Source organism: Acidovorax sp. sic0104 (genome assembly GCF_019219095.1).
In the GTDB taxonomy this organism is placed as follows: Bacteria; Pseudomonadota; Gammaproteobacteria; order Burkholderiales; family Burkholderiaceae_C; genus Acidovorax.
The window spans coordinates 47412-72183 of sequence record NZ_JAHUWH010000002.1 but is presented as its reverse complement, the minus strand read 5'-3'; the positions used below and the strand labels follow the sequence as shown (position 1 = coordinate 72183).

Sequence of the window (24772 nt, the reverse complement as noted above, 5' to 3'; positions counted from 1 at the left end):
GCCGCCAAGCCGATCATTCCGGGAATCGGAACGCACCATTTGCAACACAAGAGCGATGGGCGGGCGCGTTTTGGCCCAGCGCGGTCGGTATGATCCCGCGGGTTTTCACCGAGGCGGTGCGCCTTCGGCGCGCACGGCCTTCACCGCAGGTTCCATGGCTCCCATTCCTTCCGATATCGCCAGCGTCCAGACGCTGCCGCAGCTCCTGGCCTACCGCGCCGCACGCACGCCCGATGCCCCGGCCTACCGGGCCTTCGACAGCACCGCCCAGGCATGGAGCAGCCTCTCCTGGTCAGAGACCTCGCGGCGCGTGGAGCAGTGGGCGCTGGCCCTGGCGGCCATGCAGTTGCCCCAGGCCGCGCGCGTGGCCATCCTGCTGCCCAACGGCCTGAACGCCATGTGCGCGGACCAGTCCACACTGGCCACGGGCGCAGTGCCCGTACCGCTGCATGCCATCGACAATCCCGGCAGCATCGCCTACATCCTGGCGGACTGCGAAGCCTCCATGCTGATCGTGGGCCAGGCGGAACAGTGGGCCAAGGTGCAGGCCGTCGGCACGCCCTTTCCTGCTTTGCGCGCCGTGGTCATTGCCGATGACGATGCCTCGGCCATCGCGGCCCTGCCATCCGTCGAAGACGGTCCCATCGTCGGGTCGCTGGCGCAGTGGCTGGCGGGTGCGCAGCATGTCGCCACACCGGCCGTGGTCACGCCGCCCGCAGAGGACGACCTGGCCGCCATCGTCTACACCTCCGGCACCACCGGCAAGCCCAAGGGCGTGATGCTGACCCACCGCAACGTGGTGAGCGACGTGAAGGCCGTGCTCGAGCGCATCGCACCCACGGTGGACGACGTGTTTCTATCGTTCCTGCCGCTGTCGCACACCTTCGAACGCACGGGCGGCTACTACCTGCCGATTGCCGCAGGCAGCTGCGTGGCCTACTCGCGGTCGGTGGCGCTGCTGGGCGAAGACCTCAAGACGGTGCGACCCACCGTGCTGGTGTCGGTGCCGCGCATCTACGAACGCATCCACGGCAAGCTGTTGGAAAAGCTGTCGCTCACGCCCTGGAAGATGCAGCTGTATGAGGCCGCCCAGCACAAGGGCTGGACGCAGTTTTGCGCCGCGCAGTCCCTGCCCGCGCCGGCGGCCGACGATGGCAAGGCTGCCGGCTGGATGGCCGCCCTGCCCTGGCCGCTGCTGCACATGCTGGTGGCCAAGCCGCTGCTCGCACAGTTCGGCGGGCGCGTCCGTGTGGCCGTGAGCGGCGGCGCGCCGCTGTCACCCACCATCGCCAAGTGCTTCCTGGGCCTGGGCCTTCCGCTTGTCCAGGGCTACGGCATGACCGAGACCGCGCCGGTGGTGTCGGTGAACTCGCTGGACGACAACGACCCGGCCTGCGTGGGCAAGGCCCTGCCGGGTGTGGAGGTGCGCATCGGCGACAACCGCGAGCTGCAGGTGCGCGGCCCCATCGTGATGAAGGGCTACTGGAAGCGCCCCGAGGACACCGCCCGGATCCTGGGCAACGACGGCTGGCTGGGCACGGGCGACCAGGCAGACATCGTGGGCGGGCGCATCTACATCAAGGGGCGCATCAAGGAGATCATCGTCACCTCCACCGGCGAAAAAGTGCCACCCGGTGACCTGGAACTGGCCCTGCTGGCCGACCCACTGCTGGAGCAGGCCTTCGCGGTGGGCGAGAACCGCCCGTTCATCGCTTGCGTGGCGGTGCTCAATGCGGGCGAATGGCAGCGGCTGGCGGCGGACCTGGGCCTGTCAGCGCAAGATGCCGACAGCCTGAACCACCCGAGCGTGCACCGCGCGGTGCTGGCCCGCATCGAGAAGAACACCGCCAGCTTTGCCCGCTACGCCGTGCCGCGCGCCGTGCACTGCACGCTGGAGCCGTGGACGATCGAAAACACCTTCATGACACCCACGCTCAAGCTCAAGCGCACCAACCTGATGGCGCATTTTGCGCAGGCGATTGACGGGATGTACCAGAAGCCGGGTGGGCGCTAGCCTGCAGCGCCGGCCTGCCATTGCGGCAGGTATTGCGCCACCATCGCCTCCACCACTTCGGCCTGCAGGGCATCGCGTCGGCGCTTGAGCGGGTCGCGATCGCCCTGCCCGCTCATCCATCGCTTGAAACGCGCGAATGCCAGGGGATGCAAGGTGTTCATGCGGGCCATGGCTCCGCTGGAAGCAACCACCACCGCGCTGAACGGCGGCGCGTCCATCAGCACATGGGCCTTGCGGGCCTGGGTCACCCAGAAGTCGTCTTCATCGTCGCTCATGCGGATGGGGTGCGGATCTTCTCCCTGCTGTTCACGCCGCAAGATATCCACTTCAAAGCCGTCCTGGTTGACGGCGGTGTATTTGTCCAGGTCCTTGAGGCGAAAGGTTTTGTCCACCTTTCGGAGCAGGCCGATCATCGAACTGTCCACGCGCGCCAGGGCGGTCGCAAAGTGCAGTCGCCTGCGCACATCCCACAGCAGATCTATGTCTCGGGTCGCCACTGCATCGTCCTCGACGACCACGCCGGCAGTCGCTTCGTAGGCATACAGGGCGTGGGTTCCCACCACCCGAAAGAACTCGCTCAGCCCCGATGAAGCCATGCGGTCGAGTACCTTGACCACGATAGGGTCCACGCGGCCCACCCGCAGAGCGCGATTCATGCGCTCGTGCTCCTTGCGCTTTTCTGCCAGCGCGGTCAGGCGGTCTTGCGCCAGCTGTTTGCGCTCCAGAAAGCGGGCATAGGCGCGCTCTGTCTCGGGTGTTTTGGGCCCCAGGCTTTTTTCCGCGCCCTTGGGGCTGGTTCGCACCAGATAGACAGCCTCCGGAGCCGCTGGCGGCCCCTTGTGCCAGTACATGCCGCCACGCACTTGCGATGCTTCACGCTCGGCCTCTTCCCAGGCTTCGAACACGGAAACCGCATCGATGTACTGACGGGCGACGTTAGGACGGATTTCGCGCATTCGGTATAAATTTCAAAAACACAAAAATATACCGAATTTCCAATTAAATCAATATTTTATTGATGATTCAATTCGGCAGAAACTGCTGAAGGGCGCATCAAAAGCCCGCCTTCGGCATACGCCATCCCGAACCGATTCGCCAAGAAATCCCCCAGCCGCACCGCCTCCTGCCCCACAAACCCGCGCTGCGGCAGCCGCTCCTGCGCCACCAGATCCAGCGCCGTGCAAATGCCCGCGGCGGTAGTGAGCTGGATCGCGCTCAACCTGTGCCCCGCCACCTCCGTGCCCACGATGCGGGCCGAATACGAGTCCTGGACCAGCCGCCCGCCGCGCGTGCCTGCCGCCGTGGCAAAGACGACGATCACATCCTGGTCGGTGGTGGGCACCGCCGTCTCCAGGATGTCTTTCAGCAGGTCTCGCCGCTCGCGCAGGCGCAGGTCGTTCAGCAGCAGCTTCAGGATGGCGCAGTGGCCGGGGTAGCGGATGGACTGGTAGTCCACCTGGCGCGCCTTGCCCGCCAGCGTTTCGGTCAGCGTACCCAGCCCCCCCGAGGTGTTGAAGGCCTCGTATTCGACGCCATCCAGCGCAAAAGTCTCGAGCCCCTCCAGCGCCGGCACGCTGGTGCGCAGGCCGTCCACAATGGCTTCGCAGGGGTTGCAGTACTCGTTGATCAAGCCTTCGGTGCTCCAGGTCAGGTTGTAGCGCAGGGCGCCTTGCGGATAGCGCGGCAGCGCCCCGACGCGCATGCGCAGTGTGTGCAGGGCGTCAAAGCGGCGGGCCAGATCGTTGCCCACGATGCCGATGAATCCCGGCGCCAGGCCGCATTGGGGCATGAGTACGCTGTGCCGCGTGGCCCCCAGGGCGCGAATGGCCCGCGTGCTGGCCACGTCTTCGGTCAGGTCAAAGTAGTGAACGCCTGCCGCAGCGCAGAGCGTGGCCACGGGAACTGCCCTGTGAAACGGCAGTGCATTGAGCACCGCAAAACGCCCGCTGATGGCGGCTTGCAGGCTGGCGTCGTCACCCACAAGGCGGGTGGCCACGCCCAGGGCCGCCACCTTTGACAAGGGGCCGGGGTCGCGGTCGACCACCAGCAGGTCGTAGTCGCCAGTCTGCTGCAGCAAGAGCGCGATGGCAAAGCCGATGTGCCCTGCACCTAGGATGGTGACGGCGTGTCGGGTGGAAATGGCGGTCATGGCGATGCTCCTTGGATGTGCTGACGGCCAGGCCGCAGCGGTGGTGACAGATGCCTTGATGCTAGGCACAGGCACTGTCAATGTGTAGCTACCAGAGCGTCGAAAAATAGATTTCGTTTCGTCATACCGGCGAATATCATGGCCACTATGACTTTTCATGAATCACAACCCGCCACCCTGCCCACGCTGGACGCCACCGACCGCCAGTTGCTGAGTCTGCTGCAGGCCAATGCCCGCGAAGGCACAGCGCAGCTCGCTCGCAAGCTGGGGCTGGCGCGCACCACGGTGGTGGCGCGCATTGCGCGGCTGGAGCGGTCGGGTGTGGTGGCCGGCTACGGCGTGCGGCTGGGAGCGCGGCTGGACGCCACCACCGTACGGGCCTGGTGCAGCATCAGCGTGCTGCCCAAGGCCGCGCCCGCCGTGTTGCGGTCGCTGGAGTCCATGGCCGAAGTCGAAGAGGTGTCGGCTGTGAGCGGTGCATTCGACTACCTGGTGTTCTTGCGCTGCACAAGCCACGAGCAGCTCGACGCCCTGCTCGACCGCGTGGGCCAGCTTGACGGAGTGCACCAGACGCAGACCAGCATCGTGCTCAGCCGCAAGATCGACCGGCGCAGCGTAGGTACTTGACTATGGTTTTGATAGCTTGGACCGCTTGCAGGTCGAGCGACTGGGCCGGTTTTTATCTCAATTTTCTGGCTCAAGCCTCGAACTGCGTCGGATTTTTGCCCCGTATGGGGGCATAGAAAGCCTTGATGCTCGCCATGTCGCGTTCCACATCGCCCGTGGGCTGGAACACCGGCCCCAGGCCGCCCACCTTGCGGCCGTAGTCCACAAAGGCCAGCACGATGGGCACGCCGGCCTGCTGGGCGATGTAGTAAAAGCCTGTCTTCCAATGCCGCGTCTTGCCACGCGTGCCCTCGGGCGGCACGATGAGTTGCATGGGCCCGTCGGCATCCCGCATGGCCTGGGCCGAGCTTGCCACCAGGTTGTTTGCCTGACCGCGATTCACCGGGATACCGCCCAGCCAGCGCATCACGCCACCAAACGGCGCCCTGAACAGGCTCTGCTTGCCCATCCAGTACACCCGCAGGCGCAGCGAAAACGCCAGCATCAGCGTGTACGGCAGGTCCCAGTTGCTGGTGTGTGGAGCGGCGATCAGCACGCTTTTGGCGGCGTGGGCTGGCAGCGATCCCTCCACGGTCCAGCCCGTCAGGCGCAGGGTGGCGCGAGACAGGGCGCGCAGCAAGGTGTTGACAACCGGCGTGTCGAAAATCGTGTGGTGCATGGGGAAACAGCAGCAGGCGGGCCTGCAGGAAAGCGGCGGCAATGGCGCCCGCGCAGGTCACCCTGTGGGGATGGGCGCGGCGCCGCGAGTATCGCCGACACAGCCTTGGCCCTGCCTTGCGGCAGGACAAGGCTTGTACCGATCCAGACGATTGCGCGGGCGTTTACTATTTTTTTGATAGCTACTTGCGCTTTCTGGTCAAGCGTTGGAGCCCATTTTTACCTATCCCCCAGGCTGGCGCAGCCCCTGGGCGAGTGGGATAATCGTGCGCTCCTGCACTGCAGCCTCGTGCGGGCCCCACCCGGGCGCGCCGCTGCAGCCGCCCTTGTGGCCCCCTGTGGCCCCGTTGCCCTTCTTTCTTTCCTGCCGTGGAATCTCCCGCTTTGAGCCCCTGGCGCATGTCCGTCGCGCCCATGATGGATTGGACCGACCGGCATTGCCGTTACTTTCACCGGCTGCTGACGCGCCAGACCCTGCTGTACACCGAAATGGTGAACGCGGGAGCCATCATCCACGGCGGTACGGAGCGGCATCTGCGCTTCAACGCCGAAGAGCATCCCGTGGCCCTGCAACTGGGCGGCAACGAGCCCGACAGGCTGGCCCACGCCGCGCGGCTGGGCGAGCAATGGGGCTATGACGAAATCAACCTCAACTGCGGCTGCCCGAGTGACAGGGTGCAGCGCGGCGCGTTCGGTGCCAGCCTGATGAAGTCGCCCCAATTGGTGGCTGACTGTGTGAAGGCCATGAAGGACGTGGTGACCGTGCCTGTCACCGTCAAGCACCGCATCGGCATCGACAAGGTGGAGGACTACGGCTTCGTGCGCGACTTCATCGGCACGGTGGCCGAGGCAGGCTGCACGGTGTTCATCGTGCACGCCCGCAACGCCTGGCTGCAAGGCCTCTCCCCCAAGGAAAACCGCGACATCCCGCCGCTGCGCTACGAGGTGGTGCACCAGCTCAAGGCCGAGTTTGCGCAGTTCACCATCGCCATCAACGGCGGTATCCAGACTGACGATGTGGTGCTGCAGCAACTCGAGCACCTGGACGGCGTGATGATCGGCCGCGAGGCATACCACAACCCCTGGTGGATGGCCCGCTGGGACCAGCTCTACTACGGCGGGGCCCCCTGCCCCCTGACCCGCGAAGAGGTGGAGCTGGCCATGGTCGACTACATGGAACGCGAAGCGGCCGAGCATGGCACACCCTGGCCGCACATCGCACGCCACATGCTGGGCCTGCGCCACAGCCTGCCCGGCGCACGCATCTGGCGCCAGGTGTGGAGCAACCACCTGCTCAAGGACCGGCCGGCCCGCGAGGTCCACGCCCTGGCCAGGGCGTCATATGCATCTGCCGCGCCCGAGGCTGACATTCCACCGCCCGCACGGGCCGCAGCCTGAGCCTAGCGAAACCTGCGGTGCAGCATGGCAGCCCGCAGCGCCCACGCCGAACCAACGGCAGTCCCAGCACAGGGCTTTCTGCGCCTGCCCGTGCTGGAGGAGGCAGCGCAGTTCACCGCACAGGCCGTGCAAGCCGCGCACTGCACAGCCCTTGGACTTGTGCGCCAACGGATCACTCAGACTTCTCGGACTTCATGGAGCCCCTGGAGCACGAGCGAAATCACAGTTTCCTGGTGTGCCGACGGAGTCCTCCGGCGTGTGATGAAGAAATTGCAGGCGTAATCAACATTGCGCAAGTGGTCATAGGTGCTTTTTGCAGTGGATGCCTGGGCTACTACGTCTTTGCGGATTACGAACGGCAGGGGCTCATGCGCGCGGGCTTGGCACAGGCGCGGGAACATGCGTTCAACACGCTCGGGTTGCATCGCCTGGAAGCCAATATCCCGCCGGGCAACGTCGCATCCATCGCACTCTTTCGCTCTTGCGGTGTCTCCTGGGAAGGGTTCTCGCCACGGTACCTCCGTATCCAGGGCGAATGGCGCGACCATGAGCGCTGGGCCTGTCTGGCTGATTGACCGCGCTGCAGAGCCGAGGCGATCGAACGCGCGCCGGCCCGGCGCTTGGCTTCGGCATGTACGTGCGCGCGGGAGCCAGGAGTCAGTGGGGCATGTTGCTGCCAAGGGCCCAATCAGCACAACGTCCTTACGCAAGACGTCAAACTAGTTGTCCCCACGGTTTGCGTCCATCGCAAACGCCCTGTGGCTTGCCAGAAAGCGCTGTCAAGCCGGTCAGCTAGGGCAAACCCCCAGCGTGGAACGTCTTGACTTTCGTATCATTAATTAAATTAATTAACAAAAGTCAAGTGGGCTGTGTCACGCACGGGACAGCCCTTTCGTTCGCCGTCCAGGGTACCCCATGCCTATCGAGTCCCGCAGCCTCTCTTCTCGCCAGTCCATCGGTTCGATGCTGACGCTCGCCCTCTTGATACTGGTCGTTGTTTTCTCGGCTTCGGCCACGCGCTCCGTCACAGCCCTGGTTTCCAGCAATGAATCGCTTGACCGCGTCGCTCGCGAGATTTCCTTGAGGCAGGATATCTCCGACTCCGTGAATCACACCCGCACCGCCCGTGTGTGGTTGGTACAGGCCTCCGTCTACAGCTCGTACGGCATGTTCAAGGAGGCCGAACAGGCGCTGGAGATTGCGCAAGCCAAGCTGGCGGATTCGGAAAGCGCTTTTGCGCGCTACCAGGACACGTCCAAAAGCACGGTCGAAAGGCCCCTCGCAGAGACAGCGCAAGAGCGGTACACCGTGTACATGAGCGAAGGCCTGCGCCCCCTCGTCACCGCACTCCAGGCGGGCAAACCCCAGGCCTATATCAATACCCTGCGAAACAAGACACCGTCTCTCGACGCCGAATTTGAAAAAGCGGTGGGAGCGCTGATCGCCTACCGCACAAACCAGGCCCAGCAAGTCCAGGCGAACATACAAGACGACTTCGAGCAGAGCCTGGTCTGGCTCGGGGTGCTGGCTGCATTGTTTGCGGCCGCCTGCGTCATCCTGTGGCGTTGCGCGCAAAGCTGGCTCGTGAGGCCTTTGTGCGCCATGGCCGGAGAGATCGAGACAGTCGCAGCCAACGATCTCTCTGCATCGCCACAGCCGATTCAGCCCCATTCGCCCCGCGAAATCGCCCAAGTCCAGTCCACGCTGGTGCGCATGCGAAGCCAGTTGTGCAGCACGGTCGGCGCCATTCGGCAAGCCGCATACGCGGTACAGGCGGCCAGCCATGCGATTGCAACTGGCAACGGCTACCTGTCAGATCGCACGGAGCAGCAAACCCAGCACCTGCAGGCCACCTCCGCGGCGATACACCACATGACGCGAAGTCTCAGCCAGTCGGCAGAAACCGCCATGCACGTTGCCAGCGCCGCGCAAAGTGCGGCCGGGGTTGCGACGGAAGGTGGAACGAAGGCAAAACAGGCGCGCGAGGCGATGGATGCCATCCAGACATCCAGCCAGAAGATCGGCGAGATCACGGCCGTCATCGATGCCATTGCGTTCCAGACCAACATCCTGGCCCTCAACGCCGCCATCGAGGCGGCACAAGCTGGCGCGCATGGCAAAGGGTTTGCAGTGGTGGCGAGCGAAGTACGCACCTTGGCGCAACGCTGTGCGAGTGCGGCAAAGGAGATCAAGCATCTGATCGAAGACTCCATGGTTTGTGTGGATCGTGGTGCCAACCATGTGCACGAAGCCGGTGCCACGATGAACCGCGTGCTGCAACAGGTCACCTCCGCCGCAAGTCTCGCCGGGGAAATCCATGCGGCGATGGACGAACAGGCGCGCGATGCGGAGCACACGCGGATAGCTCTGGAAAAACTCAACCAGATCACTCGGCAGAACGCTGAACTGGTGGAACACAGCACCCACGCCGCGCTGGGCCTGGACCAACAGGCAGATGCCCTGGCCGGAGCCGTGAACTCCTTTCGTCTTCCGGATGAGCTCGTCGCCGCGAGACCTCCAGCGTTGGCACCCCCTTGACCACCTTGGCAGGCGGCCCCTCCGCCCGCCCAGAAGGCTGACGTCTTTGGGCGTCGGCGGGGCCTTCGGGCACCACGGACCCAGCGCAGTCTTCTGCCGCTGTGGCGACACACCCTTTCCCTCGCCCACCGCGCGACGCTCTGGACAGCCCGTTCTCGCGCGGCGTTTGCGGCACGCCACACCCACCACCTTACCGAGACAACCATATGCACAAATCAAAGCGCGTTCATCCGTTTTCCGCGTGGGCCCCACGTCTGCGCCGCACCTGCGCTGCACTGGGTGTCGCCCTGCTGGCGTGCCTTCCGATGGCCCACGCCGAGGTCGTGGAACTGCTGCATTGGTGGAGCTCCGAAGGGGAGACCAGGGCTGTTCAGTCTTTGGTTCCGCAGATGGCCAGGCAGGGCCTGGAGTTGAAGATGCCGCCCGTGCCGGGGGGCGCACAGGCCCTCGACAGGGTGCTGCGCGACCGTATTGCTTCCCGAAGTGCACCCGACGCGGTACAGATGAAGGCCACCGACCTGGCTGCCTGGGGCGCGCAGGGAGCATTGGCATCGCTGGATACGGTCGCCAAACAGGAAGGGTGGGACTACAAGATTCCAAGGCAGATAGCCGCCCAGGTTCAATACAAGGGCTCCTACGTGGCGGTGCCGGTCAACGTTCATCGCGTCAATTCGCTCTACATCAACCGCTCCCTGCTTCAACAGGTTCAAGGCCGTGCGCCGCAAACCTGGGGACAGTTCTTCCACCTCGCTGAGCGCCTTCAGAAGGCTGGGATCACTCCTTTGGCCCATGGAAACCAGCCTTGGCAAAACCTCACCCTGTTCGAGACGGTGGCGCTTGGCGCGGGCGGCGCCGACTTCTATCTCAAGGCGCTCGTTCAACAGGATCCATCGGTGATCGCAGGGCCTGTCATGCAGCAGGTCATGCAGACCTTCATCGCGCTCAAGCCCCTGACAGGCCACACCGGCGCAGCAGATCGCCAGGAATGGAATGTCGCCTCGGAGCGGGTCATCAAAGGCAAGGCCGCGATGCAAATCATGGGGGACTGGGCCAAGGGCGAATTCATCGCCGCGCAAAGAGTTCCGGACAAGGACTTCCTGTGCGTGCCCACCCCGGGGGGCTTGAGCAGTTACATCTATGTGGTCGACAGTCTCGCCATGTTCCGCAAGGGCGGCAGCCCCCAGGCAACCGCCGGGCAGTCCGCATTGGCTCGCACGGTGATGGGCATGGAGTTTCAGGCAAAGTTCAACCAGGCCAAGGGTTCCATCCCCATCACGCCCGGCGTGGACATGTCTGGTTTTGACAGCTGCTCTCAGGAATCGAGTGCATTTTTCTTGGCGGCACGTCTTGCCAAAACCCTGGTTCCATCCATCGCTCACCGGATGGCCCTGCCTGGCCCGCAGCACAAGGCACTGGAAGCACTGGTGGATCGCCTCTGGAACGATCCATCGTTCACACCTGCACAGGCTCAGCTTTCCTGGACGGCGGAGGCAAAAATCGCTGGCGCCGCAGAGAAGCGGTGACACTGCAGGACACCCCCACACAGACCTGCACAACGCGCTGCGGCCATGGCAAGCCGCTATGCTCTGCACAGACCATCCCCACATCGACGGCACCAGCCCCGCAAACCCACCATCCCACACACTCAAGAACGGTATGCCATCGCTTGATTTCGACCTGGAGGAATCCGCCTTCCGCGCGTTCTATGCGCAGCAATCCACCTCGCTCGAGGACGCGTGCACGGCACTGACCGCCATGGTGGCGGCCACAGTGGCGCAGGCTGGCGGGGTGGATATCGCCAAGGTCGAGGGGCGCGTGAAGGATGTCGACGAGTGCATCCGCAAGTTCGTGCGCAAGTACCGCCCGGCCCTCGAGGAGAGCAACACCGCTTACGACATCGAGAGCTACATCACCGATCTGATCGGCGTGCGGGTGGTGTGCCTGTACGAGGACGAGTTGGAGAAAATCGCCCAGATCATGCGTGCGCGCTTCGCGGTGATCGATGTCACCGACAAGGTGAGCGCGGTGGAGAGCACCGAGGCATCGTTTGGCTACAAAGGCCTGCACCTGGACTTGCGACTGAGCGCTGCCGAGCGCGCCCTGCCCGAACATGCCGCTTACGCGCACCGCCCCTTCGAGCTGCAGGTGCGCACCATCATCCAGGACTCCTGGAGCGTGCTCGACCACCGCATCAAGTACAAGAAATCCATTCCCGGACAGCTCAAGCGTCGCATCAATGTACTGGCGGCGCTGTTCGAGCTGGCAGACCGTGAATTCCTGCAGATCCGCGACGCCACGGCGGCCGAGTTGCTGCAGGCGCCGGACGAAACCGCCGAACCCGTGCCCGACGCAACCACTGACGGCGACAACGGCGACGGCTCACAGCCGACCCCGAGAGCGGCTTCGGCCAGCAGCGAACTCAATGCCTTCACCTTTTTGAAGATCGCCACGCATTTCTTCAAGGACTTTGAGTTCGAGCCATCCAAGGTCGACAGCTTTGTGGACGACATCCAGGTGTGGTCGCCCGGCATGACCCGCGCCCGCTTCAATGCACTGATGCGCGAGACGGTGGGCGTGATCAAGCGCTACAAGCAGCATTTCGAGGAGCAGAACCCTCAAGCGAGTTTCAATCCTTACACCGTGATCCGGCACTGCCTCTATCTCAGCAACAAGGCAGCTTTCCGCCCCGCACTGCGCAACTCCGCGCGGGAGTCGTTCGAGGCGTGGCTGCTGGAGCACGGCGAGCCCAGACCGCACTGAATGCCGGGCAAAAACAACCTTAAAGCCCCTTGGGAAAATCGGTGATAGCTATCAAATAAGTAGCGTGCACACCCCTGCACCTGCCACTGAAGAGGGAGCCGGGTGACCCACGTCATGTCGCAAAGGCGACTTGGCACTGGTGGTTTTCCTCCATGCGCTTGTTACCAAGTGCTGCTATATTGCACTGCAACATAACGGAGTTTCCCCATGCTGTACCACATCTACGAGACACAACGCTCTCTGATGGAGCCTTTCACTGATTTCGCTCAAGCAGCTGCGAAGCTTTTCAGCAACCCCATGTCCCCCTTCAGCGAGAGCCCGCTGGCGCAGCGGATGTCAGCCGGCTACGAGCTGCTGTACCGTCTGGGCAAGGACTACGAAAAGCCCGCCTTCGGCATTCATTCCGTGGATGTGAATGGCGTGGGCGTGGCGGTGCACGAACGCATCGAGGTGGACAAGCCGTTTTGCGAGCTGCGCCGCTTCAAGCGCTTCTCGGACGACCCCGCCACCCTGGCCAAGCTCAAGGCCCAGCCTGTGGTGCTGATCGTTGCCCCGCTTTCGGGCCACTACGCCACGCTGCTGCGCGACACGGTGCGCACCATGCTCAAGGACCACAAGGTCTACATCACCGATTGGAAAAATGCCCGCCTGGTCCCGTTGTCCGACGGCGAATTCCACCTGGACGACTACGTGAACTACGTGCAGGATTTCATCCGCCACCTGCAGGGCATCTATGGCAACTGCCACGTGATCAGCGTCTGCCAGCCCACCGTGCCGGTGCTAGCGGCCGTGTCCCTGATGGCCAGCCGCGGCGAGACCACCCCGTTGACCATGACCATGATGGGCGGCCCCATCGACGCGCGCAAGTCGCCCACCGCCGTGAACAACCTGGCCACGAACCGCAGCTACGAATGGTTCGAGAACAACGTGATCTACCGCGTGCCCGACAACTTCCCTGGCGCGGGCCGGCGCGTGTACCCCGGGTTCCTGCAGTACACGGGCTTCGTGGCCATGAATCCCGACCGCCATGCATCGAGCCACTATGACTACTTCAAGGACCTGATCAAGGGCGACGACGCCAGTGTCGAGGCCCACCGCAAGTTCTACGACGAATACAACGCCGTGCTCGACATGGACGCGGACTACTACCTCGAAACGATCGAGACGGTTTTCCAGGACTACAAGCTGGTGCACGGGACCTGGGATGTGCGTTCACCCGACGGCAAGATCGAGCGCGTGCGCCCGCAGGACATCAAGACCACGGCGCTGTTCACGGTGGAAGGAGAGCTGGACGACATCTCCGGCTCCGGCCAGACCGAGGCGGCGCACGGCCTGTGCAGCGGCATCGTGCACAAGGAGCAGCGCCACCTGGAAGCCAAGGGCGCAGGCCACTATGGCATCTTCAGCGGCCGCCGCTGGCGCGAGGTGGTGTACCCGCAGGTGCGCTCGTTCATCCATGGCCACGACAAGCCGCAGAAGAAGGCGGCCGCTCCGATGACCGACACGCCGGACGACAATCCGCCCCGCCAGTTGGTTGCCAAGTCCGCTGGCGCCGCCAAGGGTGCGGCGCCCAAGGCTGCGGCCGCCAAAACGGTCGCCCCCAAGGCGACGGCCAAGGCCCCCGTCAAGACAGCCGCCTCGGCTGCGCCGGCGGTATCCACCCGTTGGGTGACGCCTCCTTCGGCCACCCGAGGCGGCAAGGCCACCGGCGCTGCGGCCCCCGCAGCGGCTGACTCCGATGCGAGCACCCCTGCCAAGACCTCGGTCACGGCCGCGGCCACGCCCCGCACCCGCCGCAGCGCGGCGCGCAAGGCTTGAGCAGCACGCCCCAGACCACGCCATCCCCGCCCGCAGCCACTTCCGCGCTGGCGGCGCGGATTGACGCAGCCCTGCCCCAGACGCAGTGCACGCGCTGCGGCTACCCGGACTGCGCGGCCTACGCGCACGCCATCGCAGCAGGCGCCGCGGCCATCAACCAGTGCCCGCCGGGGGGCGCCGAGGGTATTGCACGGCTGGCCGAGATCACGGGGCAGCCTGTGGTGCCGTTGAGCGCCGAACATGGGCTCGAAACCCCCCGTGCGGTGGCATTCATCGATGAGTCCTGGTGCATTGGCTGCACGCTGTGCATCAAGGCCTGCCCGACCGATGCCATCATCGGCAGCCACAAGAAGATGCACACGGTCGTTGAGCCCTATTGCACGGGCTGCGAACTGTGCATCCCGGTGTGCCCCGTCGATTGCATTCAGCTGGAAAACGTGAGCGGCGCGGCTACCGGCTGGGCCGCATGGTCTGCACCGTTGGCGCACCAGGCGCGACAACGCTATCTGGCGCACCGCGAGCGCCTGCCGCTGGACGCGGTAGTGGATGAGGACGACGCCGCTGGCGCCCCAGTCCCAATTTCCGCAGCAGGTGCTACTGTGACAGGCGGCGGTGACACAGCTCAGGCCGCGCGGCAGGCCGCCATCGCTGCCGCCATGGAACGCGCCCGCCAACGCCGGCTGCAAGGACCGCGCTGACCTGGCAGTTGCCACCCTCCAGCGATTTTCCCTTGTGCGCCAACAATTGACCTGGCCTGCGACCGGCCAGCTCAGCGAGCCGCCAGGGTCTTGTACACGCCGCAGCCCAGGTACAGCTCACCCACGCGGCTCACATACGACATCTTGGTCTGCACCGCGCCCGAGGCGGGGTTGACGATGTCGTACTCCACCCAGCCAGGAGTGCGGTCGGCCTGCGCGATGATGTCGCTCACGAGCCGGTCGCCTGCAATGCCGGGAATGTCCTGCACCCGCGTGCCGACCTTCGCAGGGTTGCCTCCGAAGGCGCGGTATGTTCCCCCTGCGTCGAGCGCGAACACATACATGTCGCGGTCGTGGTAGGGCTGGCTCTTGTCGGTGATGCTGCGCAGGAACTGTTCGAGCGATGTGTTCTTGTGCAAGGCCACCGCCCGGTTCACCAGCGCCACGGCCTCTTCGGCAGTACCCTGCTGCAGCCTGAACGCCGACACGGCGCGCGACAGGGTGGATGCGCGGCTTTCCAGCGCCTCGGCCTGCTGGACGGCGTGGCCCACCATCTGGGCGTTGTGCTGAGTGATCTGGTCGAGCTGCTGCACAGCGGCACTGACCTCGCGCAGGCCCGTGCTCTGCTCGGTGCTTGAGCCCGATATCTCGGTCATGCTGGCCGCCACGCTCCTGATACCGCCTGCCATCTCCGCAATACCCTCACCAGCGGAGCGAATCAATCCCGCGCTCGTTTCCACCTGGCTCACCGATGCTCCGATCAGCTCGCGGATCTCGCGCGCGGCATCGCCGGAGCGCTTGGCCAGGGTGCGTACTTCGGCGGCCACCACGGCAAAGCCCCGGCCCTGTTCGCCAGCGCGGGCCGCTTCGACCGCTGCATTGAGCGCGAGGATGTTGGTCTGGAAGGCGATGCTGTCGATGACGCCGATGATCTCGGTCATGCGGCGCGCGCCCTGCTGAATGGCTTCGACCGATTGGACCGCGCGGTCCATGGCCTGCGCCCCTTGGTCGGCCGCCTGGCGTACCTGGGCTGCTCGCGTGTCGGCGCTTTGCGCTGTCTGCGCATTGTTCTGCACGGCCGACGACAGCTGCTCCACGCTGGCGGCTGTCTCCTCCAGGTTCGCGGCCTGCTGCTCGGTGCGGTCTGCCAGCGACCGATTGCCTTCAGCCAGGCTTTGCCCTGCATGGGCCACCAACGCCGCGTTGCTCCGAATGTCCGCCACCATCGACGACAGCGTGATCACCATGCGGTCAAGCGACTGTGCCATTTCCGCGACCTCGTCCCTGCCATGGCTTGCACCGGCCCGTGCGCACAAGTCGCCGCCGCGCGTGCGATCAATGGCCTGCGCGAGTGTGTTGAGGTCCGCAGACAAACTGGCGTAAAGCGCGACCAGCGCATACAGCACCACGGCGGCCGCCAGCGCCAGCAGCCACCATGGCATGCCAGCCACCGCGCAGGCCAGCGCCAACGCCACGAGCACCCCCAGGGTCAGCAGCTTTCCTGGCAAACGCCACCTGCGCATCCACCAAAGTCCCGGCCTCAGCGGCACAAATGCGGGCATCTTGTCTCCTCTTATCGTTCTGGTCAGTGCGCGAAATCCTAGGGGGGCGCACTTACGGTGAATTGACAGGAGACGCTGCTGCGGGTTTGCACCGATGCATGCACCTGGCACTTGGACAGTGGGTGGCACCCATCGCCCATAATGGCGCCCCATGAATCCCCTGCTTTCCCAACTACAGCCCTACCCGTTCGAGCGGTTGCGGCAGCTCTTTGCCGGGGTCACGCCCCCCGCCAGCTACAGCCCCATCAGCCTGGGCATGGGGGAGCCGCGCCATCCTACCCCGCAGTTCATCAAGGATGCACTCAGTAACAACCTCAATGGCCTGGCCAGCTACCCGGCCACTGCGGGGGATGTGAAGCTGCGCGAAGCGTTCACCCATTGGATTGAGCAGCGCTACGCGCTCAAGGTGGACCCTGCCACGCAGGTGCTGCCGGTCAACGGATCGCGCGAAGCGCTGTTCGCGTTTGCGCAGACGGTCATCGACCCCTCCAAGGGCCAGGCTCTGGTGGTTTGCCCCAACCCGTTCTATCAAATCTATGAAGGTGCCGCGCTGCTGGCGGGCGCCCAGCCTTACTATGCCGCCAGCGACCCGGCGCGCAACTTCGCCGTCAACTGGGATGCCGTGCCTGAAGCCGTGTGGGAGCAGACGCAGCTGCTTTTCGTGTGCTCGCCGGGCAACCCGACGGGCGCGGTGATGCCCTTGACCGAGTGGCGAAAGCTGTTCGAGCTGAGCGACCGCTACGGCTTCGTGATCGCCTCTGACGAGTGCTACAGCGAAATCTACTTCCGCGACGAGCCGCCCCTGGGCGGTCTGCAGGCCGCCCGGCAGCTGGGCCGCGGTGATTTCCGCAACTTGATCTCGTTCACCAGCCTGTCCAAGCGCAGCAACGTGCCGGGCATGCGCAGCGGCTTCGTGGCGGGCGACGCCGCACTGATCAAGGCCTTCCTGCTGTACCGCACCTACCACGGCAGTGCCATGAGCCCCATCGTTCAGGCTGCCAGCATTGCCGCATGGAGCGACGAGCAGCATGTGGTGGAAAACCGCGCGCGTTATCGCAAGAAGTTCGCGCAAGTCACGCCCCTGCTGGCGGGCGTGATGGAGGTGGCCCTGCCCGACGCCGGCTTCTACCTGTGGGCCAAGGTGCCCGAGGTCCTCGGAATGACCGACGCCGAGTTCGCGCGGGCCCTTTTGGCTCAATACAATGTCACGGTGCTACCTGGCAGCTATCTGGCCCGCGAGGCCCAGGGCAGCAATCCCGGCGCACAGCGCGTGCGCATGGCCCTGGTCGCCGAAACCGACGAATGCGTGGAAGCCGCGCTGCGCATCGTGCAATTCATCCAATCCCGTACTGCCTGATCCGATTCCTGATCCACAGACGACCGAACGACTCCTAGACAGACCGACGACACCATGACCCAACAACTGCAAACCCTCATCGACAACGCCTGGGACAACCGCGCCAGCCTCTCGCCCTCCGCCGCACCCAAGGAAATCCAGGACGCTGTCGAGCACGTCATCGCCGAGCTGAACAACGGCTCGCTGCGCGTGGCCACCCGTGAAGGCGTGGGCCAATGGACCGTGCACCAGTGGATCAAAAAGGCCGTGCTGCTGTCGTTCCGCCTGAAGGACAACGAACTCGTGAAGGCTGGCGACCTGGGCTTCTACGACAAGGTGCAAACCAAGTTCGCCCACCTCTCCGAAGACGAGATGAAGGCCACCGGCGTGCGCGTCGTCCCCCCTGCCGTCGCCCGCCGCGGCAGCTTCATCGCCAAGGGCGCGATCCTCATGCCCTCCTATGTGAACATCGGCGCCTACGTGGGTGAAGGCACCATGGTCGACACCTGGGCCACTGTCGGTTCGTGCGCGCAGATCGGCGCCAACGTGCACCTGTCGGGTGGCGTGGGCATCGGCGGCGTGCTGGAGCCTCTGCAGGCCGGCCCCACCATCATCGAAGACAACTGCTTCATCGGCGCGCGCTCCGAGGTCGTCGAAGGCGTGGTGGTGGAGGAGCACTCCGTGCTGGGCATGGGCGTGTATCTGGGCCAGAGCACCCCTATCTTCAACCGCGCCACCGGCGAGATCAGCTACGGCCGCGTGCCATCGGGCTCGGTCGTCGTGAGTGGCAACCTGCCCAAGACGGCCGCCAACGGCGCGCCCTACAGCATGTACGCAGCCATCATCGTCAAGCAGGTGGATGCCCAGACCCGCTCCAAGACCAGCATCAACGACCTGCTGCGCGACTGACACTTGAGCGGTTGACCGGACCACGCGCGAGCCGCACGATCAGCGCCACCACACGACAAAGACGACAACCAGAGGGACACACCATGAGCACGATGGAACGGATTCTTCGCCTGATGGCAGAGAAAAAGGCCTCCGACGTCTACCTGTCGGCCAATGCGCCGGCGCTGATCAAGATCAACGGCGAGTGCGTGCCGATCAACAACCAGATCCTGCCCGCCGAAGCGCCACGCAACCTGCTATCCGAAGTGGTCCCTCCGGACCGCATCGAAGAGCTGGAAGAAACCGGCGAGCTCAACATGGGCGTGCCGCTCAGCGGCGTGGGGCGCTTTCGGATCAGCGCGATGCGCCAGCGCGGCAGCTACGCGGTGGTCATCCGCTTCATCTCGCAGCACATCCCCGAATTCGACTCGCTCGGCCTGCCGCCTGTGATGCGCGAGCTCATCATGGACAAACGCGGCCTCATCCTCATGGTGGGTGCCACGGGCTCGGGCAAGAGCACCTCGCTGGCGTCGATGATCGACACTCGCAACGAGGTGCTCACCGGCCACATCCTCACCATCGAGGACCCGGTCGAATACCAGTTCCGCAACAAGAAATCCATCGTGAACCAGCGTGAAATCGGCAGCGACACCCAGTCGCTGCAGACCGCGCTGAAGAACGCGCTGCGCCAGGCACCCGACGTGATCCTGATCGGCGAGATCCGCGACCGCGAGACCATGTCCGCCGCCATTGCCTATGCGCAGTCGGGCCACCTGTGCCTGGCCACGCTGCACGGCAACAACAGCTACCACGCGCTCAACCGCATCCTGAGCTTCTACCCTGTGGAAGTGCGCCCCACCATGCTGGGCGACCTGGCCTCCGCCCTCAGGGCCGTGATTTCGCAGCGCCTGGTGCGAAAGGTGGACGGCTCCCGCGTGCCGGCCGTGGAGGTCATGCTCAACTCCAAGCTCGTGTCCGAACTGATCGAAAAGGGAGATTTCTCCGGAGTGAAGGAAGCCATGGAAAAGTCCATGGCCGAAGGTTCCCAGACGTTCGAGGAAGCCCTGGCACAGCTCATCATGGACGCCAAGATCGACCGCAAGGAAGGCCTGGCCTACGCCGACTCGCCCACCAACCTGATGTGGCGCCTGCAAAACGACTTCTCCCTGGCGGCCAACGCGGCCAAGGCCCAGAAGGAAGCGCGCGATGCGCCGGACGACCAGCCGTCCTTCACCGAAATCGTGCTGGACGTCAAACCCGCCGCCTGACCGCCACTTACCCTGCCCCCGATGTCCCGCACACTGCACCTCGCTGAACAGCTCATTTCCCTGCCCTCCATCACTCCCGAAGACGCGGGGTGCCTGGATGTACTGACGGCCCGCCTGGCCCCCCTGGGTTTCGTGTGCGAACGCCTGGACAGCGGTCCGGCCGAGTTCCGCGTCAGCAATTTGTGGGCGAAAAGGCCTGTTACGCCCAGTGTTCAAGCGCAAGCAGCTATCAAAACCATAGTATTCGCCGGGCACACCGACGTGGTTCCCACCGGGCCGCTGACGCAGTGGAGCAGCGATCCCTTCGTACCCACACACCGCGACGGCAAACTCTTTGGCCGTGGCGCCAGCGACATGAAGACCTCGATCTCGGCCTTCGTGGTGGCGGTTGAGGAATTTCTCGCCGCGACGCCCGAGCCGCTGATAGAGCTCGCATTCTTGTTGACCAGCGACGAAGAAGGTCCATCGGTGGACGGCACCAAGGTGGTGGTCGAGCGGCTGCATGCGCGCGGCGAGACCCTGCACTACTGCATCGTCGGCGAGCCCACCTCGGTGGAGCGCACGGGCGACATGATCAAGAACGGGCGGCGTGGCACACTCTCTGGCAAGCTGACCGTGCGCGGCATCCAGGGCCACATTGCGTACCCCCAACTGGCGCGCAATCCCATCCACCAGGCGCTGCCTGCGCTCGCCGAACTCGCATCGACCACGTGGGACCAGGGCAACGCCTTCTTCCCGCCTACCAGCTGGCAGATCAGCAACATGCACGGTGGCACCGGCGCCACCAATGTGATCCCGGGGGAGGTGGTGGTCGACTTCAACTTCCGTTTTTCCACCGAATCCACGTCCGAAAGCCTGCAGCAGCGCGTGCATGCGACGCTGGACCGCCATGGGCTGGAATACGACCTGCGCTGGACGTTGGGCGGTCAGCCCTTCCTCACCACACCCGGCGAGCTGGTCAATGCCGTGCAGCAGGCCATCAGGGCCGAGACCGGCCTCACCACCGAACTGTCCACCACGGGCGGCACCAGCGACGGCCGATTCATCGCAAAAGTCTGCCCCCAGGTGATTGAACTAGGCCCGCCCAACGCCACCATCCACAAGATCGACGAGCACATCGTCGTGGCCGACATCGAACCGCTGAAAAACATCTACCGCCGCACGCTCGAAAACCTGCATGCACAGGCCGTGGCTTCGAGCAGCGGTACGGTCGGGGCGGTGCGCGCATGACCAGGGGCAGCGGCGGGGCCTCGTCCGAGAGTGGTGCGCGTGTGTCCGGCTCCACCGTTGGAGAGCTGGTCGAATCCGGCAGCCAGCTGCTGACTGCAGCCAGTGTTGCATTTGGCCACGGCACCACGAATTCCCACGACGAAGCCGCCTGGCTCGTGCTGTGGCGCCTTGGCATGCCGCTTGGCACCGATCTGTCGGACGCGCCCGGCTCCGCCCGCAATCAGCCCGTCACACCGGACGAATCCGCGCGGGTGGCAGCGCTTTTCGAGGAGCGCATCCGCTCGCGCAAGCCGGCAGCGTACCTCACGCAAGAGGCATGGCTGCAAGGCGTTCCCTTCTACGTGGACGAACGCGCGATCGTGCCGCGCAGCTTCATTGCCGAGCTGCTCGCAGACGGCAGCGTGGACGATTTCCTGAGCGACAACACCCGCCGCGTACTGGATTTGTGCACCGGCAACGGCAGCCTGGCCGTGTTGGCGGCGATGGCCTGGCCCGAAGTGCAGGTGACGGGTGCCGACATATCCCCCGACGCCCTGGCAGTAGCCCGCATCAACGTGGACCGGCACGGCCTGCAGGAGCGCATCGCGCTGCAACTGTCCGATGGCCTTGGTGCCCTGCCCGGGCCGTGGGACCTGATCCTGTGCAACCCTCCGTACGTCAATGCGGCCAGCATGCAGGCCCTGCCCGACGAGTACCGCGCCGAGCCGGAACTCGCCCTGGCCGGCGGTGACGATGGCATGGACTTCGTGCGCCAGCTGTTTGCGGCTGCACCCTCCTGCATGAGCGAAGAGGCCGTGATCATCCTGGAGATCGGCAACGAGCGCGCTCACTTCGAAGCCGCGTTCCCCGATCTGCCGGTCTTCTGGCTCCCTACGAGCGCAGGGGAAGACCAAGTGCTGCTGGTAAGCGCAACAGCATTGCACAACAGATCCGGCGCCCTGAAAAACCTATGAGTCCACCTGTTTCCATCGCTGTTGTTATCCCCTGCTTTCGAGTTCGGCGCCACATCCTCGGCGTCATCCGCCAGATTGGCCCCGAGGTGGCCGCCATTTACGTGGTGGACGACTGTTGTCCGGAAGAATCCGGGCGCCACGTATCGCAGGAATGCACCGACCCGCGGGTGAAGGTTGTTTTTCACTCCGTGAACCAAGGGGTCGGCGGCGCGGTAATGAGTGGCTACCAGAGCGCCATCGCCGACGGGCACGACATTCTCGTCAAGGTGGACGGCGATGGCCAAATGGACCCTGGCCTGCTGCCCACCTTTGTGAGCCCCCTGATCGCTGGCGAGGCCGACTACGCCAAGGGCAACCGCTTCTACCACCTGGACGAAATCCACAACATGCCGGCCATCCGCCTGTTCGGAAACGCGGTGTTGTCGTTCATGAGCAAGCTGTCAACGGGTTACTGGAGCATTTTTGACCCGACCAATGGATACACCGCAATTCACGCCCGCGTGGCAAGCCATCTGCCCACAGAGAAGATCAGCAAGCGCTATTTTTTCGAAACCGACATGCTGTTCAGACTGAACACGCTGCGCGCCATCGTTGTCGACGTTCCGATGGACGCGGTATATGGCGACGAAGAAAGCAACCTGAAGATAACGAAGATATTGCCGGAATTTCTGGGCAAGCATCTGCGCAACACCTTCAAGCGGATTTTCTACAACTATTATTTGCGCGACATGTCGGTCGCTTCGCTGCAACTGCCAGCCGGCATTGTGCTGATGGGCTTTGGGGTGGTGTACGGCATCCTTCACTGGGTGCAGTCGTCTGCTGCGAATGTACCCTCCCCCGCCGGCACGGTGATGCTTGCGGCGCTGCCGGTGCTTGCCGGGCTGCACCTGCTGCTGGCGTTCATTGCCAGCGACGTGGCCAATCAGCCGCAGCGCCCCATCCATAAGCTGCTGCACCTTCGCAGTAGAAAACCCCTTCCCCACGCGCAAGAACTATAAGCATGATCACAACCATCCACCTCCTGGCGATCCTGTGCGTCTTGGGAATCGCTGCGGGGCAGATTCTCTTCAAATACAGTGCGCTGGCCATCAACCAGGCCGGAAGCATGTTTGCCATCCAGCCCTTGTTGTACCTTGCCGCGACGATGGCGCTGTACGGAGTCACATCCATAGGTTGGGTGCTGATCCTGCGGCATGCCGAGCTTGGGAAGGTCTATCCCATCATGGCACTTGCTTTCGTCTTTGTTCCAATTGCAAGCCATTTCTTGTTCGGCGAGAGATTTTCGCCCGGTTATTTTGCTGGCGCGACCATGATCGCCGCCGGCATTGTGATGATTTTTTACACATCTGCTTCCTGACCAGCAGGCGTGGGCGGCGACTGCGAATAACTGGCAGCAAAGAAAAAAATAAAAACGAAGACCATGAGACTCACCCAGCAGCGCATAAAATTCGCATTCCTGATTCTTATTGCCATTGTCATCGCCGCCGGAATAACGCGCCTCATTCCGCCTGTGCAGTCGCCGGACGAAAACGTCCACCTCCTGCGCGCCGACATGATCTCGCACGGGCAGTTGCTCCTGCAACCCGGCGCATCGGGCAAGGGTCGTGAAGGTGGTCTCGCCGACGCCAATTTCATCAGATTCTCTGAAGCCATGTTGTGGATTTCGGGAAAGGGCGCCAATAAGGACATCGCATCGGAATTATGGGATCGGGCAGGTGATGTGAAATGGGCCCACAAGGACTCCTTCTACAACGCAGCAGGCACGGGATATTACCTGCCCGTGATTTATATTCCCCATGCCCTGGGTTTGTTCACGTCTCGTAAACTTGATTTGAGCATGGAGGCGAGCTATGAGCTGACCAGAACACTGGTGGTTGCCACTTCACTCACGCTCATGGTCCTGGCGTTGTCGATGTATACGCCGAACGTGCTCTCGCTGATGCTGCTGGCCACCCCCATGGCCCTTTTTCAGTTCAGCTCTCCGACCATCGACGGGCTTTGTGCGGCGATGGCCATTTTGGTCATTGGGCTGTGGTTCAGTGTCTCAGCGTCTGAGAGGTACCTCTCAGGCAATGGGCTCGCTTTCAAAGAGGTTGCGCTCTACGGCCTTATCATCGTGCTGTGCACAGCGCGTACCAACCTGCTACCCATATTGCTGATCCCTCTTGTGCTTGCCATCAGCCGGCCGTCCCGCCCACGGATTGCCACAGTCGCTCTGGTATATATGTTTACCTTTGCGTGGATCGCCTTCGCAGTCAGCACCACCCATGACAGCCGTGTGGTGCGCGAACATTCGACGTCCAGCATTTTGATCAGCTATTTGAGCAGCCCTCTCGAATTCATTGATCTACTGGCCTCCACAATCGGCGACAATGAAATACGGCGTTTTTATCGGGATTCCTATTTTGGAATATTGGGATGGCTCGACACCCCAATACCGCGCCATGCAGTAAGAATACTGTATGCAGCAGCCATCGTGAGCGCAGTGGTGCTGGTCATCGTCACCCCATGGCGGCGTGCAGCACCCCGGCGGGCGATGCTCCTGTTCATGGGGCTTTCGAGCACATTCCTGATTTTTCTGGCCTTGGCCATCACATGGACGAACTATCCTGCCGACAGGATATCGGGTATTCAGGGTCGGTATTTTCTTGTTCCGACGCTTTTCATCGCGGCAGCGCTGGGCAAGACTGAAGCCGGCGTTCGGACGTTGCGGCCTGTAGAAATTCTGGCATTTTGTGCATTTCTGGGATATTCGCTGTATTTGCTCGCGACCACCCTGATGGCCCAGTACAAGCTGAGCAGCCAATACTTTTAGTGTTTGCGCATACAATCCTCCCCACCTCAGAGAAGCTTTCTGGCGGTTCACTCCAGCTGAA

Annotated in this window: 21 protein-coding genes; 17 read left to right on the top strand and 4 right to left on the bottom strand. The window is 63.7% G+C overall.

Features of this window, described 5'->3' with window-relative positions:
• The first annotated feature begins 154 nt into the window (after positions 1–154).
• Entirely contained in the window at positions 155–2014 is a 1860-nt protein-coding gene (locus KW835_RS04500; protein WP_218381113.1) for a long-chain fatty acid--CoA ligase, read from the top strand.
• Here the strand turns inward: KW835_RS04500 and KW835_RS04495 are convergent.
• Both KW835_RS04495 and KW835_RS04490 read right to left on the bottom strand, forming a co-directional pair.
• Complete coding sequence (locus KW835_RS04495) at positions 2011–2970, bottom strand: GSU2403 family nucleotidyltransferase fold protein (RefSeq protein WP_056412230.1); 960 nt, start codon at positions 2968–2970, stop codon at positions 2011–2013. The genes KW835_RS04500 and KW835_RS04495 overlap by 4 nt on opposite strands.
• Positions 2971–3026: 56 nt before the next feature.
• On the bottom strand, positions 3027–4163 hold the full coding sequence (locus KW835_RS04490) for a saccharopine dehydrogenase family protein (protein WP_218381112.1): 1137 nt from the start codon (positions 4161–4163) through the stop codon (positions 3027–3029).
• Between the two features lie 138 nt (positions 4164–4301).
• Between KW835_RS04490 and KW835_RS04485 the strand changes: the two genes are divergently transcribed.
• Positions 4302–4790 (top strand): Lrp/AsnC family transcriptional regulator, encoded by a 489-nt coding sequence (locus KW835_RS04485; protein ID WP_255593280.1) that lies wholly within the window; start codon positions 4302–4304, stop codon positions 4788–4790.
• Positions 4791–4860: 70 nt separating this feature from the next.
• On the opposite strand, the gene KW835_RS04480 is transcribed toward KW835_RS04485, so the two are convergent.
• Positions 4861–5448, bottom strand: a complete 588-nt coding sequence (locus KW835_RS04480; protein ID WP_218381111.1) for a lysophospholipid acyltransferase family protein — start codon at positions 5446–5448, stop codon at positions 4861–4863.
• Between the two features lie 413 nt (positions 5449–5861).
• Here KW835_RS04480 and dusA point away from each other — a divergent pair, with 413 nt between their 5' ends.
• The 7 genes from dusA to rsxB all read left to right on the top strand — a co-directional run bounded on the left by dusA (position 5862) and on the right by rsxB (position 14659).
• Positions 5862–6845 (top strand): tRNA dihydrouridine(20/20a) synthase DusA, encoded by a 984-nt coding sequence (dusA, locus tag KW835_RS04475; protein WP_370633589.1) that lies wholly within the window; start codon positions 5862–5864, stop codon positions 6843–6845.
• Positions 6846–7039: 194 nt separating this feature from the next.
• Positions 7040–7420 (top strand): GNAT family N-acetyltransferase, encoded by a 381-nt coding sequence (locus KW835_RS04470; RefSeq protein ID WP_218381110.1) that lies wholly within the window; start codon positions 7040–7042, stop codon positions 7418–7420.
• Positions 7421–7760: 340 nt separating this feature from the next.
• Positions 7761–9383: a methyl-accepting chemotaxis protein gene (locus KW835_RS04465; RefSeq protein ID WP_218381109.1), complete on the top strand. Its 1623-nt coding sequence runs from the start codon at positions 7761–7763 to the stop codon at positions 9381–9383.
• Positions 9384–9589: 206 nt separating this feature from the next.
• On the top strand, positions 9590–10906 hold the full coding sequence (locus KW835_RS04460; RefSeq protein ID WP_218381108.1) for an ABC transporter substrate-binding protein: 1317 nt from the start codon (positions 9590–9592) through the stop codon (positions 10904–10906).
• 133 nt (positions 10907–11039) lie between these two features.
• On the top strand, positions 11040–12143 hold the full coding sequence (locus tag KW835_RS04455; protein ID WP_218381107.1) for a GTP pyrophosphokinase family protein: 1104 nt from the start codon (positions 11040–11042) through the stop codon (positions 12141–12143).
• A gap of 207 nt (positions 12144–12350) precedes the next feature.
• On the top strand, positions 12351–13961 hold the full coding sequence (locus KW835_RS04450; RefSeq protein ID WP_218381106.1) for a polyhydroxyalkanoate depolymerase: 1611 nt from the start codon (positions 12351–12353) through the stop codon (positions 13959–13961).
• Entirely contained in the window at positions 13958–14659 is a 702-nt protein-coding gene (gene rsxB, locus KW835_RS04445) for an electron transport complex subunit RsxB (protein WP_218381105.1), read from the top strand. Before KW835_RS04450 ends, rsxB begins: the two co-directional genes overlap by 4 nt.
• Positions 14660–14730: 71 nt before the next feature.
• Here the strand turns inward: rsxB and KW835_RS04440 are convergent, their stop codons facing one another.
• Positions 14731–16221 carry a methyl-accepting chemotaxis protein gene (locus KW835_RS04440; protein WP_218381104.1) on the bottom strand — a complete coding sequence of 497 codons (1491 nt, stop codon included), beginning with the start codon at positions 16219–16221 and terminating at the stop codon, positions 14731–14733.
• A 151-nt stretch (positions 16222–16372) separates the two neighbouring features.
• On the opposite strand from KW835_RS04440, the gene dapC reads away from it, so the two are divergent.
• The 8 genes from dapC to KW835_RS04400 all read left to right on the top strand — a co-directional run bounded on the left by dapC (position 16373) and on the right by KW835_RS04400 (position 24711).
• Positions 16373–17578: a succinyldiaminopimelate transaminase gene (gene dapC, locus KW835_RS04435; RefSeq protein ID WP_218381103.1), complete on the top strand. Its 1206-nt coding sequence runs from the start codon at positions 16373–16375 to the stop codon at positions 17576–17578.
• A 54-nt stretch (positions 17579–17632) separates the two neighbouring features.
• On the top strand, positions 17633–18466 hold the full coding sequence (dapD, locus tag KW835_RS04430) for a 2,3,4,5-tetrahydropyridine-2,6-dicarboxylate N-succinyltransferase (RefSeq protein WP_218381102.1): 834 nt from the start codon (positions 17633–17635) through the stop codon (positions 18464–18466).
• Positions 18467–18549: 83 nt separating this feature from the next.
• Positions 18550–19713 carry a PilT/PilU family type 4a pilus ATPase gene (locus KW835_RS04425; protein WP_218381101.1) on the top strand — a complete coding sequence of 388 codons (1164 nt, stop codon included), beginning with the start codon at positions 18550–18552 and terminating at the stop codon, positions 19711–19713.
• Positions 19714–19734: 21 nt separating this feature from the next.
• A complete protein-coding gene (gene dapE / locus KW835_RS04420) occupies positions 19735–20943 on the top strand; it encodes a succinyl-diaminopimelate desuccinylase (protein WP_218381100.1) in 1209 nt (402 codons plus the stop codon).
• Complete coding sequence (gene prmB, locus KW835_RS04415; protein WP_218381099.1) at positions 20940–21896, top strand: 50S ribosomal protein L3 N(5)-glutamine methyltransferase; 957 nt, start codon at positions 20940–20942, stop codon at positions 21894–21896. The genes dapE and prmB overlap by 4 nt, the downstream gene beginning before the upstream one ends.
• A complete protein-coding gene (locus KW835_RS04410) occupies positions 21893–22894 on the top strand; it encodes a glycosyltransferase (protein WP_218381098.1) in 1002 nt (333 codons plus the stop codon). Before prmB ends, KW835_RS04410 begins: the two co-directional genes overlap by 4 nt.
• A 2-nt stretch (positions 22895–22896) precedes the next feature.
• Entirely contained in the window at positions 22897–23253 is a 357-nt protein-coding gene (locus KW835_RS04405) for a 4-amino-4-deoxy-L-arabinose-phospho-UDP flippase (RefSeq protein ID WP_218381097.1), read from the top strand.
• Positions 23254–23316: 63 nt separating this feature from the next.
• Positions 23317–24711, top strand: coding sequence for a DUF2142 domain-containing protein (locus KW835_RS04400; protein WP_218381096.1), 1395 nt, complete (start codon positions 23317–23319; stop codon positions 24709–24711).
• Positions 24712–24772 lie beyond the last annotated feature (61 nt).

Coding starts and splice junctions, on each gene's coding strand:
- KW835_RS04500 (WP_218381113.1), top strand. CDS start 155: ATGGCTCCCATTCCTTCCGATATCGCCAGCGTCCAGACGCTGCCGCAG.
- KW835_RS04495 (WP_056412230.1), bottom strand. CDS start 2,970: ATGCGCGAAATCCGTCCTAACGTCGCCCGTCAGTACATCGATGCGGTT.
- KW835_RS04490 (WP_218381112.1), bottom strand. CDS start 4,163: ATGACCGCCATTTCCACCCGACACGCCGTCACCATCCTAGGTGCAGGG.
- KW835_RS04485 (WP_255593280.1), top strand. CDS start 4,302: ATGGCCACTATGACTTTTCATGAATCACAACCCGCCACCCTGCCCACG.
- KW835_RS04480 (WP_218381111.1), bottom strand. CDS start 5,448: ATGCACCACACGATTTTCGACACGCCGGTTGTCAACACCTTGCTGCGC.
- dusA (WP_370633589.1), top strand. CDS start 5,862: ATGATGGATTGGACCGACCGGCATTGCCGTTACTTTCACCGGCTGCTG.
- KW835_RS04470 (WP_218381110.1), top strand. CDS start 7,040: ATGGAGCCCCTGGAGCACGAGCGAAATCACAGTTTCCTGGTGTGCCGA.
- KW835_RS04465 (WP_218381109.1), top strand. CDS start 7,761: ATGCCTATCGAGTCCCGCAGCCTCTCTTCTCGCCAGTCCATCGGTTCG.
- KW835_RS04460 (WP_218381108.1), top strand. CDS start 9,590: ATGCACAAATCAAAGCGCGTTCATCCGTTTTCCGCGTGGGCCCCACGT.
- KW835_RS04455 (WP_218381107.1), top strand. CDS start 11,040: ATGCCATCGCTTGATTTCGACCTGGAGGAATCCGCCTTCCGCGCGTTC.
- KW835_RS04450 (WP_218381106.1), top strand. CDS start 12,351: ATGCTGTACCACATCTACGAGACACAACGCTCTCTGATGGAGCCTTTC.
- KW835_RS04440 (WP_218381104.1), bottom strand. CDS start 16,221: ATGCCCGCATTTGTGCCGCTGAGGCCGGGACTTTGGTGGATGCGCAGG.
- dapC (WP_218381103.1), top strand. CDS start 16,373: ATGAATCCCCTGCTTTCCCAACTACAGCCCTACCCGTTCGAGCGGTTG.
- dapD (WP_218381102.1), top strand. CDS start 17,633: ATGACCCAACAACTGCAAACCCTCATCGACAACGCCTGGGACAACCGC.
- KW835_RS04425 (WP_218381101.1), top strand. CDS start 18,550: ATGAGCACGATGGAACGGATTCTTCGCCTGATGGCAGAGAAAAAGGCC.
- dapE (WP_218381100.1), top strand. CDS start 19,735: ATGTCCCGCACACTGCACCTCGCTGAACAGCTCATTTCCCTGCCCTCC.
- prmB (WP_218381099.1), top strand. CDS start 20,940: ATGACCAGGGGCAGCGGCGGGGCCTCGTCCGAGAGTGGTGCGCGTGTG.
- KW835_RS04410 (WP_218381098.1), top strand. CDS start 21,893: ATGAGTCCACCTGTTTCCATCGCTGTTGTTATCCCCTGCTTTCGAGTT.
- KW835_RS04405 (WP_218381097.1), top strand. CDS start 22,897: ATGATCACAACCATCCACCTCCTGGCGATCCTGTGCGTCTTGGGAATC.
- KW835_RS04400 (WP_218381096.1), top strand. CDS start 23,317: ATGAGACTCACCCAGCAGCGCATAAAATTCGCATTCCTGATTCTTATT.